We start from the raw sequence: 14,001 nt of genomic DNA, 5'->3' as shown, positions 1-14,001 counted from the left end.
AATTACTTGGCGGCGCGTTCGGCCGCTTCAAGGGTGTTGACCAAAAGCATGGCGCGGGTCATCGGGCCGACGCCGCCAGGCACGGGCGTGATCCAGCCGGCCACTTCCTTCACGCCGTCGAAATCGACGTCGCCGGCCAGCTTGCCGTCCGCCTTGCGGTTCATGCCCACGTCGATGACGACCGCGCCGGGTTTCACCATGTCGGCGGTCAGCAGGTTGAGCTTGCCGACGGCGGCGACGATCACGTCGGCCTGGCGCGTGATCGCACCCAGGTCTTGCGTGGCACTGTGGCAGATGGTCACGGTGGCGCTTTGGGCAAGCAGCATCATGGCCATCGGCTTGCCGACGATGTTGCTGCGGCCGATGACCACGGCGTGCTTGCCGCGCAGGTCGTAGCCGATCGATTCGAGCATCTTCATGCAGCCGTGCGGCGTGCAGGGCCAGAAGCCCGGGGCGCCGGTCATCAGCGCACCGGCGCTGGCCACGTGGAAGCCGTCGACGTCCTTGGCGGGCGAGATGGTCTCGATGACCTTCTGGCTGTCCATGTGCTTGGGCAACGGCAATTGAACGAGGATGCCGTGCACCTTCGGGTCGTCGTTGAGGGCGCGGATGCGCGCCAGCAGGTCGGCCTCGCTCAGGTCGGCGGGGTAGGTCTCGAGCGTGGCCTGCAGGCCGGTCTCGGTGCTGTCGTTGACCTTGTGCTTGGTGTAGACCTGACTCGCCGGATCGCTGCCCACCAGGATGATGGACAGGGCCGGGTTCACGCCGCGGGCCTTCAGCGCAGCGGTGCGGCCGGACACCTCGGCGCGGATGGTTTTTGCGAGGGCGTTGCCGTCGATCAGTTGGGCGGTCATCGGTTTTGATTTTCCAAGTAAAAACGCCCGCTTGCGCAGGCGTGGGGAAGGTGCGTGGCTATCGGTGAGATAGCTGCAGCTCAGGAGGCCTTGGCCGTGGGGGCCGCTTGCCCGAGCGCAATCTTGAGCAGATCGGCCACGGTGTTGGCGTTGAGCTTTTCCATGATGTTGGCGCGGTGCGCTTCCACCGTCTTGATGCTGATGCCCAGGTCGTCGGCGATCTGCTTGTTCAGGCGGCCGGCGACGATGCGCTCGAGCACCTGCGCCTCGCGGCCGGTGAGCTTGGACAGCAGCGCGTCGCGGCTGGCCGATTGCTGGTGCTGCGTGAAGGCGCCGCGTGCGTGTTCGAGCATGCGCTCGACCAGCGACACGAGTTCTTCGTCGTTGAAGGGCTTCTGGATGAAATCCATGGCGCCCTTCTTCATGCTGTCGACCGCCATCGGCACGTCGCCGTGGCCGGTGATGACCACGATCGGCAACGGAGAGCGTCGTTCGATCAGTCGATCCTGCAATTCGAGGCCGGTCATGCCGGCCATGCGGATATCGACGATCAGACAGGCGACTTCGCGCGGGTCGTATCGGGAGAGAAAGGATTCGGCGGACTCGAAACAGCGGACTCTGTAGTCCTTGCCTTCGAGCAGCCATTGCAGTGAATCGCGGACGGCTTCGTCGTCATCGACGACATAGACCGTGCCCTTCTTCGGAATCAAACTCATGCAGGTACCTTTGCCTCGTCGCTTGCTACGGAACTGATAGCGTCCAACACCGGAATCCAGAAGGAAAAACGGCATCCGATCACATCCGGGCCATTGTAGATGTTCTCCGCCTGCATCCGGCCGCGGTGCGACTCGACGATGGTGCGGCACAAATTGAGCCCGATGCCCATGCCTTCGGGCTTGGTGGAGAAGAAGGCCTCGTAGAGCCGGTCCATCACTTCTGGTGAGAGGCCCTTGCCTGTGTCCTGCACCGAGAACTCGATGGCATTCTGCCCCTCGATCACCTTGGGCAACACGCGCAGCTCGACGCTGCGGCGCGCCAGCGGGCGGTCGGCGATGTCGATGGATTCGGCCGCGTTCTTCAGCAGGTTGACCATCACCTGCTCGATGAGGATCGGGTCGACGCGCACCACCGGCAGCCGAGCGGCCACGTAGTGGTTCAGGCGCACGTTGCGCCGGCGCAGCTCGATGCCCGCGAGTTCGACCGCCTCGCTCACCATGGTGGCGACGTCGGCCGGCGTGCGGTTGGGCTCGCTGCGCTTCACGAAGGAGCGGATGCGCTGGATGATCTGGCCCGCGCGCTGCGCCTGCTTCGAGGTTTTTTCGAGTGCGGCGAGCAGGGCGTCGTTGTCGATCGTCTGCCCCTTGATGCGCGACATCATCCCGTTGCAGTAGTTGGCGATGGCCGTGAGCGGCTGGTTGAGTTCGTGCGCCACGCTGGAAGCCATTTCACCCATGGTGATCAGGCGGCTCGCGGCCTGGGCCTTGTCGGCTTGCGCGGCGGCTTGCTCTTCGGCGTCGCGGCGCGGCGTGATGTCGGTGGCGATCACCAGTTGCGCGAGGCGGCCGTCGACCCAGGTCAGGTAGCGCGAGCGCACCTCGAGCCACTTGCCCAGGTGCGGCACGAAGATCTCGTTGTTCGCGGTCTGGGCGGCGGTCAGGGTGTCGATCGGCAGGCCGGCGTAGGGATCGACGTCGTCCAGGCCCTCGTCGTGCGCGTTCGACGGCGGCACGCCGGCCTGCGCCACCATGCCCAGGTGGCCCACGGTGTCGGAGCCGAACCACAGGCGGTACAGCTTGTTGGCGAACAGCAGTTCTTCGCTGCCGATGGGGGCCACCGACACGGCGGCGTCGAGCGCTTCGAGCACGGTGGTGAAGCGTTCGTACGAGGCGGACAGCTGCTCGCGGATGCGCGTCGGCTCGGTGATGTCGGTCATCGACGTCATCCAGCCGGTCTGGTGGCCGCGCGCATCGATCAGCGGCGACACATACAGGCGTGCGTTGAAGACGCTGCCGTTCTTGCGCTTCACGCGCACCTGGAAGCCGCCGGGCAGGGCGCGCCCGTGCAGTTCTTCTTCGAGGCGCTCGTTCATCACCTCGCGGTCGGATTCGAGCCAGTACGGGAAGGGCGGCGTCTGGCCGACCAGCTCGTCTTCGCTCCAGCCCGTCATGGCGCAGAACGCGGCGTTCACGTAGGTGATGCGGCCTTGCAGGTCGAGCACGCGCATGCCGGTCAGCATGGAGTTTTCCATCGCACGGCGGAAGTTGGTTTCGGCCACCAGCCGCTGCTGCGCCTGCAGTCGGCGCCGCGTGTGGCGCCAGGTGCCGATCAGCATCCAGCTGGTCATCACGCTGAGGGCGCACACGAGCCAGAAGAGGCCGTTGCCCACCACGCCCTGCGAGGTGCGATAGGCCTGGGCGCGCAGCATCAGCGCGTTGCCCACGGGTGACACCGGCACTTCGTATTCGTTGGTGGCTTCGGTCCACGGCAGCAGGCGGGTGCCGCTGTTCTTCAGCGGCGTGGTGTTGCCGGCGATCACGTTGCCCTTGGCGTCGAGCAGCGAGACGGCGTAGCGCGCCTGCACTTCGGAGGGCATGCCGTATCGCAGCAGGCCGTCGATCGAGAACTCGCCGAGCACGACGCCCGCGAACAGGCCCTGGTCGAACAGCGGAATGTGCAGCTGCAACATCGCGGCTGGCTCGCCGCCGGCCACGGGTTGCGAGTACACCGGCTGGCGCAGCTCGCGCGCCAGGGCGTAGTTGCTCTCGATGTCGCCGGGGCGCAGCACGTCGCCGATCAGGTGCTGCTGCGCCGGGTGGACGCTGGGCGCGGCGTAGCCGGCCTTGAAGCGGCGGCGGTCGTCGATCCAGCTGATGGTCTGCAGTTCGGGAAACTGGCTCACCAGCGACTCGGCGCGGCTCGTGAATTCGACGGGGTCGATCTCGCGGTTGGACGCATCGCGCGCGATGCGCATCAGCTGCTCCTGTCGCTCCAGCAAGCGCAGGCGCATGCGTTGTTGCGCGTACTCGACGTCGCGTCGCACCGACTCCTGCTCGCGCTCGACTTCTTCAGTGCGCAGGTACCAGAACGCCGACACGATGGCCGCGAGAAACAACAGCACGGCCGCCATCGGCGCGAGCATCGCGACGGCGTCCTGCAGCACGGGCGTCTGCTTGCGCCACCACGTGCGCCACCAGGACAGCGGCGAGGCTTTGACGGCACTGCGGGCGACCGCGAGCGGGGAGGAAAGGGGCATGCGCGGAGTTTAGGTGATGGCCCTCCCGGCGAAGAGGCCCTGCCAGAGACGTGCTTCGTTGATATTTCATAATAAGAAATCAACAAGCACTATTTGAAATAGGGAAACTTCTATGCGAAACTCCGGCGCGCTCGGTGCCCAGCGCACTAAATTACAGCCACAGCCCTAAAAGGAGAGACAAGCATGTCGGCAAATCCCGAGAACCTGTTCGGCTCGGCCGCAAACGATGCGGACGCCCAGGAAACGCGTGAATGGATGGATGCACTGTCTTCCGTCATCCAGAGCGAGGGGCCCGAGCGGGCGCACTTCCTGCTCGAACAACTGCTCGAACATGCGCGCCAGAACAGCGTCGACATGCCGTTCTCGGCCAACACCGGCTACGTGAACTCCATCGAGCCCGGCATGGAAGCCCGCAGCCCCGGCAACCTCGAGATCGAACAACGCCTGCGCGCCTACATGCGCTGGAACGCCATGGCCATGGTGGTCAAGGCCAACCGCATCCACCCGCCCGAAGGCGGTGACCTCGGCGGTCATATCGGCTCCTTTGCCTCGCTGGCCAGCATGTTCGGCGCCGGCTTCAACCACTTCTGGCGCGCCGAGAGCGAGAACCACGGCGGCGACCTGCTGTACATCCAGGGCCACGTGTCGCCCGGCATCTACGCCCGCGCCTACCTCGAAGGCCGCCTTTCCGAAGACCAGCTGCTCAACTTCCGCCAGGAAGTGGACGGCAAGGGCCTGTCGAGCTACCCGCATCCCAAGCTGATGCCCGAGTTCTGGCAGTTCCCCACGGTGTCGATGGGCCTGGGCCCGCTGATGGCGATCTACCAGGCGCGCTTCCTCAAGTACCTGCATGCCCGGGGCATCGCCGACACCGAGAACCGCAAGGTGTGGGTGTTCTGCGGCGACGGCGAAATGGACGAAGTCGAATCGCTCGGCGCCATCGGCCTGGCCGCACGCGAGAACCTCGACAACCTGATCTTCGTCATCAACTGCAACCTGCAGCGCCTGGACGGCCCGGTGCGCGGCAACGGCAAGATCATCCAGGAGCTCGAAGGCGAGTTCCGCGGCGCCAACTGGAACGTCATCAAGCTGATCTGGGGCAAGGGCTGGGACGCCCTGCTCGAGAAGGACCATGACGGCGCGCTGCGCAAGATCATGATGGAGTGCAACGACGGCGACTACCAGTCGTTCAAGGCCAACGACGGCGCCTACGTGCGCAAGAACTTCTTCGGCCGCGATCCGCGCACGCTGAAGATGGTCGAACACCTGACCGACGACGAGGTCTGGAACCTGCAGCGCGGCGGCCACGATTCGCAGAAGGTGTACGCCGCCTTCCACGCCGCCCAGAACCACAAGCGCCAGCCCACCGTGCTGCTCGTCAAGACCGTCAAGGGCTTCGGCATGGGCAAGATCGGCGAAGGCAAGAACACGGTCCACCAGACCAAGAAGCTCGGCGACGAAGACATCAAGGCCTTCCGCGACCGCTTCAACATCCCGATTCCCGACAGCCAGATCGCCGAGCTGCCGTTCTACAAGCCGGCCGACGACACGCCCGAAATGCGTTACCTGCACGAGCGCCGCAAGGCCCTCGGCGGCTATCTTCCGCATCGCCGCACCAAAGCCGACGAGAGCTTCACGGTGCCCTCGCTCGATGTCTTCAAGTCGGTGATGGAGCCCACGGCCGAAGGCCGCGAGATCTCGACCACGCAAGCCTACGTGCGCTTCCTCACGCAGCTGCTGCGCGACAAGGCCCTGGGTCCGCGCGTCGTGCCCATCCTGGTGGACGAAGCCCGCACCTTCGGCATGGAAGGCCTGTTCCGCCAGATCGGCATCTACAACCCGCACGGTCAGCAGTACACCCCGGTCGATAAAGACCAGGTCATGTACTACAAGGAAGACAAGGCCGGCCAGATCCTGCAAGAGGGCATCAACGAAGCCGGCGGCATGTCCAGCTGGATCGCGGCGGCCACGTCGTACAGCACCAACAACCGCATCATGGTGCCGTTCTACGTGTACTACTCGATGTTCGGCTTCCAGCGCATCGGCGACCTGGCCTGGGCGGCCGGCGACATGCAGGCCCGCGGCTTCCTGCTGGGCGGCACCTCGGGACGCACCACGCTGAACGGCGAAGGCCTGCAGCACGAAGATGGTCACAGCCACATCCTGGCCAACACCATCCCGAACTGCGTGAGCTACGACCCGACCTTCGCGCACGAAGTCGGCGTGATCCTGCACCACGGCTTGAAGCGCATGGTCGAGAAGCAGGACAACGTCTATTACTACCTGACGCTGCTCAACGAAAACTACGCGATGCCCGGCCTGCAGCCCGGCACCGAAGAGCAGATCATCAAGGGCATGTACCTGTCCAAGCAGGGCCCGGTGGTCAAGGCCGCCAAGGGTGCGAAAGAAGCGCCGACCGTGCAACTGCTCGGTAGCGGCACCATCCTGCGCGAGAGCTTTGCTGCGCAAGAACTGCTCGAGAAAGAGTGGGGCGTGTCGGCTTCGGTGTGGAGCTGCCCGAGCTTCAACGAGCTGACCCGCGACGGCCAGGACGCCGACCGCTGGAACCTGCTGCACCCCGACCAGACGCCGCGCGTGCCCTTCGTGGCCGAGCAGCTCGGTGCCACGACCGGCCCGGTGGTCGCGTCGACCGACTACATGAAGGCCTACGCCGAGCAGATCCGTCCGTTCGTGCCGAAGGGTCGCACCTACAAGGTGCTGGGCACCGACGGTTTCGGTCGCAGCGACTTCCGCGCCAAGCTACGCGAGCACTTTGAAATCAATCGTCACTACATCGTGGTGGCCGCGCTCAAGGCGCTGAGCGAAGATGGCACCGTGCCGGTGGCCAAGGTGGTGGAAGCGATCAAGAAGTACGGCATCAATGTCGACAAGGTCAACCCGCTCTACGCTTGAACATCAACAACCAACGAACGAACGGCGCCTGACGGCGGGAGACAACGATATGGCAGCAGTGGAAGTGAAAGTGCCCGACATCGGCGACTTCGATGAAGTCGCGGTGATCGAGGTGCTCGTGAAGGTGGGCGACACGGTCAAGGCCGAGCAGTCGCTCATCACGGTCGAATCGGACAAGGCGTCGATGGAAATCCCGTCGTCCACGGCCGGTGTGGTCAAGGAAATCAAGATCGCCGTGGGCGACAAGGTGAAGCAAGGCTCGGTGGTGCTGGTGGTCGAGGCCGAGGGCGCGGCTGCCGCCGCCCCGGCACCGGCCGCTGCGCCTGCTGCCGCGGCACCCGCTGCCGCAGCGCCTGCACCGGTGGCTGCTGCACCCGCAGCCGCACCGGCTGCATCGGGTCCGGTCGACATCAAGGTGCCGGACATCGGCGACTTCAAGGATGTCGCGGTCATCGAATTGCTCGTGAAGGTGGGTGACACCATCGCCGCCGAGCAGTCGCTGATCACGGTCGAGTCGGACAAGGCCTCGATGGAAATCCCGTCGTCGGGCGCCGGCGTGCTGAAGGAACTCAAGGTCAAGGTGGGCGACACCGTCAACATCGGCGACCTGATCGCGGTGCTCGAAGGCGCCGCTGGTGCTGCCGCACCCGCATCGGCGCCGGCACAGGCCGCGGCTGCTGCGCCCGCTGCTGCAACCGCCAGCGCACCTGCGCCGGCGGCCGCCGCACCGGCAACGGCTGCGCCGGCCCACCAGCCGACGTCGGCCCCCACCGGCAGCCTGCCGCATGCCTCGCCCTCGGTGCGCAAGTTCGCGCGCGAACTCGGCGTGCCGCTCGAAGAGGTCAAGGGTTCCGGCCTCAAGGGCCGCATCACGCAGGACGACGTCCAGAACTTCACCAAGGCCGTGATGAGCGGCCAGGCCAGCACCAAGGCCTCGGCGGCCAAGGCGCCGGCAGGTGGTGGTGGCGACGGCGCGGCACTGGGCCTCATTCCGTGGCCCAAGGTCGACTTCACGAAGTTCGGCACCGTCGAGCGCAAGGACCTGTCGCGCATCAAGAAGCTCAGCGGCGCGAACCTGCACCGCAACTGGGTGATGATTCCGCACGTCACCAACAACGACGAAGCCGACATCACCGAGCTCGAAGCCTTCCGCGTCTCCACCAACAAGGAGAACGAGAAGTCGGGCGTCAAGGTCACGATGCTGGCCTTCGTGATCAAGGCGGTGGTGGCGGCGCTGAAGAAATTCCCCGACTTCAACGCCAGCCTCGACGGCGACCAGCTCGTCTACAAGCAGTACTACAACATCGGCTTCGCGGCCGACACGCCCAACGGGCTCGTGGTGCCGGTGCTGAAAGACGCCGACAAGAAGGGCATCCTGCAGATCAGCGCCGAGATGGGCGAACTCGCCAAGAAGGCGCGCGACGGCAAGCTCGGCTCGGCCGACATGCAGGGCGGTTGCATGTCGATCAGCTCGCTCGGCGGCATCGGCGGCACGCACTTCACGCCCATCATCAACGCCCCCGAAGTGGCCATCCTCGGCCTCTCCAAGGGTCAGATGAAGCCGGTGTGGGACGGCAAGCAGTTCGTACCGCGTCTCACGCTGCCGCTGTCGCTGTCGTACGACCACCGCGTGATCGATGGCGCCCTGGCTGCGCGTTTCAACGCCTACCTGGGCCAGGTGCTCGCGGACTACCGTCGAATCCTGCTATGACCACCGTAGTGGCCGTCCGAAAGGGTGGCCAGGTCACGATGGCGGCGGATTCGCTGGTGACCTTCGGCGACACGCGCATGTCGCACAACGCCGAAGCGAACCAGAAGATCTTCACCGTCGAGGATGCCGCGGGCCAGAGCCTGTTCGCGGTGGCGGGCGCCGCCGCGCACCAGCTGGTGCTCCAGCATGCGCTGGCCGCCCAGCCGCGCGAGGCGCTGCAGTTCGGCAGCAAGCACGAGGTGTTTCACACCTTCACGCGGCTGCATCCGGTGCTGAAGGACTCGTTCTTCATGCAGACCAAGGAAGACGAACACGAGCCCTACGAGTCGAGCCAGTTCACGATGCTGCTGGCCAACCCGAGCGGCATCTACGGCATCTACAGCTACCGCGAGGTGTTCGAGTTCAAGCAGTACTGGGCCATCGGCTCGGGACGCAGCTTCGCGCTCGGCGCCATGCACGCGGCCTATGACAACAAGTCGCGCAACGCGCGCGACGTGGCGGAGGCGGGCATCGCCGCCGCCTGCGAATTCGATCGCAATTCGGCCCTGCCGGCCGACGTTCTCACACTCAAACTGAAAGTGTCCAAATGAGCGAACAACACATCAAGGTGCCGGACATCGGCGACTTCGACGAAGTCGCGGTGATCGAGGTGCTGGTCAACGTCGGTGACACGGTCAAGGCCGAGCAGTCGCTCATCACGGTCGAATCGGACAAGGCCTCGATGGAAATCCCGTCGTCGGCAGCCGGCGTAGTGAAGTCGCTGGCCGTGAAGGTCGGCGACAAGGTCAAGCAAGGTTCGGTCGTGCTGACGCTCGAAGTCGACGGGGCCGCCGCGCCTGCGCCGGCTGCTGCAGCGCCGGCACCTGCAGCGGCCGCAGCGCCCGCGCCCAAGGCGGCTGCACCGGCGGCGCCCGTGGCGGCGTCCAGCTACGGCGGCAAGGTCGATGTCGAATGCGACGTGGTCGTGCTCGGCGCCGGCCCCGGCGGCTACTCGGCCGCCTTCCGCGCGGCCGACCTCGGCCTGAAGGTCGTGCTGATCGAACGCTACGCCACGCTCGGCGGCGTGTGCCTGAACGTGGGTTGCATCCCCTCGAAGGCGCTGCTGCACGTGGCGTCTGTCATGGACGAGGTCAAGCACTTCGCCGACCTGGGCGTGAGCTTCGCCGCGCCCACGGTCGATCGCGCCAAGCTGCTCGGCCACAAGAACAAGGTGGTGGGCAAGCTCACCGGCGGCCTCACGGCCATGGCCAAGATGCGCAAGGTGACGGTGCTGCGCGGCGTGGGCAACTTCATCGATCCGTACCACCTGGAAGTCGAAGAGACGTCGGGCACGAGTTGGGACACGACCGGCAAGAAGCAGACCGTCAAGTTCCGCAACGCCATCATCGCGGCCGGCTCGCAGTCGGTGAGCCTGCCGTTCATGCCGAAGGACCCGCGCGTGGTCGACTCCACCGGCGCGCTCGAGATGGGCACCGACCCCAAGCGCATGCTGATCCTGGGCGGCGGCATCATCGGCCTCGAAATGGGCACCGTGTACTCGACGCTGGGCGCACGCCTCGATGTGGTCGAGATGCTCGACGGCCTGATGCAGGGCGCCGACCGCGACCTCGTCAAGGTCTGGCAGAAGATGAACGCGCCGCGCTTCGACAACATCATGCTCAAGACCAAGACGGTCGGCGCCGAAGCCACGAAAGAGGGCATCAAGATCACCTTCGAGGGCGAGAACGCGCCGAAGGAGCCGCAGGTGTACGACCTGGTGCTGCAGGCCGTGGGCCGCAGCCCGAACGGCAAGAAGATCGGCGCCGAGAAGGCCGGCATCGCGGTGAGCGATCGCGGCTTCATTCCGGTCGACATCCAGATGCGCACCAACGTGCCGCACATCTTCGCCATCGGCGACATCGTGGGCCAGCCCATGCTGGCGCACAAGGCGGTGCATGAAGCGCATGTGGCGGCTGAGGTGATCGCCGGTGAGCAGAAGGGTGACAAGGAGCTGTCCAGCGCCGCGTTCAACGCCCGCGTGATCCCGAGCGTGGCCTACACCGACCCCGAGGTGGCATGGGTCGGCCTCACGGAAGACCAGGCGAAGGCCGAAGGCATCAAGGTCAAGAAGGGCCACTTCCCGTGGACCGCGTCGGGCCGCGCCATCGCCAACGGCCGCGACGAGGGCTTCACCAAGCTGCTGTTCGACGCCGAGACGCACCGCATCCTGGGCGGCGGCATCGTCGGCACGCACGCGGGCGACATGATCGGCGAGATCGCGCTGGCCATCGAAATGGGCGCAGACGAGATCGACATCGGCAAGACCATCCACCCGCACCCGACGCTGGGCGAAAGCATCGGCATGGCGGCGGAAGTGGCGCACGGGACGTGTACCGACCTGCCGCCGGCGAAGAAGGCGGCCTGATCGATAGGCGCTACGGCGCCATCAAGGCGCTATCGAGCGCCCACAAAAAATCCCGCCGCGGCGGGATTTTTTTCGTTCTGGATTCGGGAAATCGAATCAGTCGCTGGCGTTGGCCATGGCCGCAGCCTTGACCTCGTCGCCCTGGCCGCTGAGCACGCGGCGGGCGCCGTCGAAGCGACGCTGCCAGTAGCTGCCGTTCATGTCTTCCACACGGACCTGGGCGCCGGAGCGGGGCGAGTGGATGAACTTGCCTTCGCCGACGTAGATGCCGACGTGGCTGAAGGTGCGGCGCATGGTGTTGAAGAACACGAGGTCGCCGGGCTTGAGCTGGCTGCGGTCGATCTTTTCGGTGGCGGCGGCTTGCTCTTCGGCGCGGCGCGGGAGCACGTGACCCACCGTCTGGTTGTACATGGCGCGGACGAAGCCGCTGCAGTCGAAGCCCGATTCGGCGGTGTTGCCGCCGCGGCGGTAGGGAACGCCGAGGAAACCGATGGCGGTTACGACGAGGTCGGACGTGCGCTCTGCGACGGTCTGGCGAACCTGATGGAACTGGCCGACCAGGCCGCGTTCTACAAGGATTCGGTCCATCTCATCCGACCGATCCTGTTGTTGGGGGGCGGCGTGGACGGCCACGGCGAACAGGAGGGATACGGGTAGGACGAAAAAACGCATGGCGCGTAGGATATTGATGACGCGCAGTTATGTCAATTTAATCTGAATTGTTGAATGCGTGCGTAAACCATTGATTTACATGAACTTTTTCGATCCGTCGGAAGAAAAAATGTAACGGTGAACGTTTATGCGGCATAAGGATTCGAATGTAAACGCCTCGGTCGATATGACTTTGAAGTCTTAAAAGTCGACATATGCGTTCCATTTGTTGTCAAGGTGGCCTCAAATTCAGGAAATCTTCATGAACTTGCGAAATTTCTTCTTTCGTCGCTCCCTGGGAAGCCTCGTGGTGCTCGCGGGTTGTGGCCTGGCTGGCGCGGCCATGGCGCAGGTGCGTGCCGAAACCGTCGCCTCCGGTCTTGAGAACCCCTGGGGCGTCGCCTTCCTGCCGGAGGGGCGTTTCGTGGTCACCGAAAAGCCGGGCCGCCTGCGCCTGGTGGCGGCGGACGGCAAGCTGGGCGCACCGATCCAGGGCCTGCCGCCCGTCGCGGCGGGCGGGCAGGGCGGGTTGCTCGACGTGCTGGCCGACAGCGGCTTCGCGCAGAACCGCACCCTGTACTTCTGCTACTCGGAACCCGAGGCGGGCGGTGGATCGGCCAACAGCACCGCGCTTGCACGCGCCCGCCTGTCGGCCGACGGCACGAAGCTGGAAGCATTGAAGGTCATCTTCAGCCAGAAGCCCAAGGTCGCGAGCCGCGCGCACTTCGGCTGCCGCATCGTCGAGGCCCGCGACGGGAATCTGTTCCTCACGCTCGGCGACCGCTTCAGCCGCAAGGAAGACGCGCAGACGCTCGACAACCACCACGGCAAGGTGGTGCGCATCGCCAAGGACGGCAGCGTGCCGAAAGACAACCCCTTCGTCGGCAAGGCGGGCGCGCTGCCCGAGATCTGGAGCTACGGCCACCGCAACAGCCAAGGCGCGACGCTCGCGCCTGACGGCCGCTTCTGGATGACTGAGCACGGCCCGCAGGGCGGCGACGAAATCAACATCCCGCGCGCCGGCGTCAACCATGGCTGGCCGGTGATCACCTACGGCGAGAACTACGGCGGCGGCAAGATCGGCGAGGGCATCACCCGCAAGGACGGCATGGAACAGCCGCTGCACTACTGGGTGCCGTCGATCGCGCCTTCGGGCATGGCCTTCCTGACCAGCGACCGCTATGGCGCCGCCTGGAAGGGCAACCTCTTCGTGGGCTCGCTGAAGTTCGGCTACCTTGATCGCATCGAACTGAAGGACGACAAGGTCGTCGCCGAGCACAAGCTGCTGGCCGACGGCCGGGCCCGCATCCGCGATGTGAAGCAAGCGCCGGACGGATTGCTCTACGTGCTCACCGACGAGTCCGACGGCAAGTTGCTGCGCTTGCGTTCGAACTGAACGAAGGCTCAGCCGGGGCAGCCCGGCAGCGGGAGCGTCGGCAGCAGGCGCTGCCAGAGCCGTCGCCATTCGGGCCAGTCGTGCCCGCCTTCGGTCGTGACCACGCGTTCCGCCGGCAGCGCCCCGGCCAGCAACCGGTGGCTGAAGGCAAAGCGGTCGTCGAGCGCGTAGCCCAGGTACAGCGGCGGCCGTTCGCCGAAGGTGCGGGTGTGGCCGACATAGCCGCGCAGCCATTGCCAGAGCTGCGTTTCACTCGGCGTGCGCGGGTCGCTGCCTGGCGGCGCGTCGAGCGGACCTCGCCAGCGCGACAGGCCGCCGGCATTGGCGATGTCCTGGCTCAGCACGCGTTCGCCCAGATACGGCGCCAGCACGACCAGGCCGGCAAGGTCGCCGGGGTGCGTCTGGGCATACAGCAGCCCGCCGAAACCGCCGACCGAGATGCCCGCGATCCAGATCGCCTTGTAGCCCTGGCGGCGCGCCGGCGCGATCACCTCTTGTTCCAGCCGCTCGAGGATGGTCTTGTTCCGGTAGTAGCCCATGTGGGCATCGACGCGCAGGGTGTCGACCGCGAGCCGGTTCTCGTTCAGCGCGTCGATGAAGCCTTCGCGCACGAACTCCTCGGGCGCCGAGTAGGCGCCGGGCAGCAGCACGATCAGCGTGTCGGCGCTGCGGGTGCAGCTGCTCTTTTCCAGCGTGGTGGCCATCGGCGGATCGGCCGCGCGCAACCCGCCGCAGCCGGCGAGCAGCAGCAGCGAGGCGGCGCCGAAGAGCGGGGCGAGGCGGCGGCGCAGGAGCGACAAGGTCTGCATCCGCCGGAGT

The 14,001-nt window shown here is 65.7% G+C and carries 10 protein-coding genes; 5 read left to right on the top strand and 5 right to left on the bottom strand.

Translation table 11 applies throughout. From position 1 onward, the window contains the following. Positions 1-2: 2 nt before the first annotated feature. The 3 genes from folD to CLU95_RS02525 form a co-directional block, all read right to left on the bottom strand. Complete coding sequence (gene folD / locus CLU95_RS02535) at positions 3-854, bottom strand: bifunctional methylenetetrahydrofolate dehydrogenase/methenyltetrahydrofolate cyclohydrolase FolD (RefSeq protein WP_099790124.1); 852 nt, start codon at positions 852-854, stop codon at positions 3-5. 80 nt (positions 855-934) lie between these two features. After that, positions 935-1,570 (bottom strand): response regulator transcription factor, encoded by a 636-nt coding sequence (locus CLU95_RS02530; protein WP_099790122.1) that lies wholly within the window; start codon positions 1,568-1,570, stop codon positions 935-937. Next, positions 1,567-4,107, bottom strand: coding sequence for a PAS domain-containing sensor histidine kinase (locus CLU95_RS02525; protein ID WP_099790120.1), 2,541 nt, complete (start codon positions 4,105-4,107; stop codon positions 1,567-1,569). Before CLU95_RS02525 ends, CLU95_RS02530 begins: the two co-directional genes overlap by 4 nt. A 183-nt stretch (positions 4,108-4,290) precedes the next feature. On the opposite strand from CLU95_RS02525, the gene aceE reads away from it, so the two are divergent. From aceE to lpdA, 4 genes are read left to right on the top strand one after another with little or no spacing between them, the layout of a single operon-like run. Further along, complete coding sequence (aceE, locus tag CLU95_RS02520; protein ID WP_099790118.1) at positions 4,291-7,020, top strand: pyruvate dehydrogenase (acetyl-transferring), homodimeric type; 2,730 nt, start codon at positions 4,291-4,293, stop codon at positions 7,018-7,020. 49 nt (positions 7,021-7,069) lie between these two features. Further along, positions 7,070-8,731, top strand: coding sequence for a dihydrolipoyllysine-residue acetyltransferase (gene aceF, locus CLU95_RS02515; RefSeq protein WP_099790116.1), 1,662 nt, complete (start codon positions 7,070-7,072; stop codon positions 8,729-8,731). After that, positions 8,728-9,321 carry an MFS transporter gene (locus CLU95_RS02510; protein WP_099790114.1) on the top strand — a complete coding sequence of 198 codons (594 nt, stop codon included), beginning with the start codon at positions 8,728-8,730 and terminating at the stop codon, positions 9,319-9,321. Before aceF ends, CLU95_RS02510 begins: the two co-directional genes overlap by 4 nt. Then, entirely contained in the window at positions 9,318-11,135 is a 1,818-nt protein-coding gene (gene lpdA, locus CLU95_RS02505; protein ID WP_099790112.1) for a dihydrolipoyl dehydrogenase, read from the top strand. Before CLU95_RS02510 ends, lpdA begins: the two co-directional genes overlap by 4 nt. Before the next feature lie 96 nt (positions 11,136-11,231). On the opposite strand, the gene CLU95_RS02500 is transcribed toward lpdA, so the two are convergent. Beyond that, positions 11,232-11,807, bottom strand: a complete 576-nt coding sequence (locus CLU95_RS02500; RefSeq protein ID WP_099790110.1) for a C40 family peptidase — start codon at positions 11,805-11,807, stop codon at positions 11,232-11,234. A 322-nt stretch (positions 11,808-12,129) separates the two neighbouring features. Here CLU95_RS02500 and CLU95_RS02495 point away from each other — a divergent pair, with 322 nt between their 5' ends. Further along, a complete protein-coding gene (locus CLU95_RS02495) occupies positions 12,130-13,182 on the top strand; it encodes a PQQ-dependent sugar dehydrogenase (protein WP_257214786.1) in 1,053 nt (350 codons plus the stop codon). An 8-nt stretch (positions 13,183-13,190) separates the two neighbouring features. Here CLU95_RS02495 and CLU95_RS02490 read toward each other — a convergent pair whose 3' ends face one another. After that, positions 13,191-13,991, bottom strand: a complete 801-nt coding sequence (locus tag CLU95_RS02490) for an alpha/beta fold hydrolase (RefSeq protein ID WP_099790106.1) — start codon at positions 13,989-13,991, stop codon at positions 13,191-13,193. Between the last annotated feature and the right edge of the window lie 10 nt (positions 13,992-14,001).

It is taken from the genome of Variovorax sp. 54 (genome assembly GCF_002754375.1).
In the GTDB taxonomy this organism is placed as follows: Bacteria; Pseudomonadota; Gammaproteobacteria; order Burkholderiales; family Burkholderiaceae_C; genus Variovorax.
This window is presented reverse-complemented; position numbering and strand designations above follow the sequence as displayed.

Excerpts from the sequence above, each read along its gene's own strand:
- CLU95_RS02490 (WP_099790106.1), bottom strand. The coding sequence starts at position 13,991 with ATGCAGACCTTGTCGCTCCTGCGCCGCCGCCTCGCCCCGCTCTTCGGC.
- lpdA (WP_099790112.1), top strand. The coding sequence starts at position 9,318 with ATGAGCGAACAACACATCAAGGTGCCGGACATCGGCGACTTCGACGAA.
- CLU95_RS02495 (WP_257214786.1), top strand. The coding sequence starts at position 12,130 with ATGGCGCAGGTGCGTGCCGAAACCGTCGCCTCCGGTCTTGAGAACCCC.
- folD (WP_099790124.1), bottom strand. The coding sequence starts at position 854 with ATGACCGCCCAACTGATCGACGGCAACGCCCTCGCAAAAACCATCCGC.
- CLU95_RS02500 (WP_099790110.1), bottom strand. The coding sequence starts at position 11,807 with ATGCGTTTTTTCGTCCTACCCGTATCCCTCCTGTTCGCCGTGGCCGTC.
- CLU95_RS02510 (WP_099790114.1), top strand. The coding sequence starts at position 8,728 with ATGACCACCGTAGTGGCCGTCCGAAAGGGTGGCCAGGTCACGATGGCG.
- CLU95_RS02530 (WP_099790122.1), bottom strand. The coding sequence starts at position 1,570 with ATGAGTTTGATTCCGAAGAAGGGCACGGTCTATGTCGTCGATGACGAC.
- CLU95_RS02525 (WP_099790120.1), bottom strand. The coding sequence starts at position 4,107 with ATGCCCCTTTCCTCCCCGCTCGCGGTCGCCCGCAGTGCCGTCAAAGCC.
- aceE (WP_099790118.1), top strand. The coding sequence starts at position 4,291 with ATGTCGGCAAATCCCGAGAACCTGTTCGGCTCGGCCGCAAACGATGCG.
- aceF (WP_099790116.1), top strand. The coding sequence starts at position 7,070 with ATGGCAGCAGTGGAAGTGAAAGTGCCCGACATCGGCGACTTCGATGAA.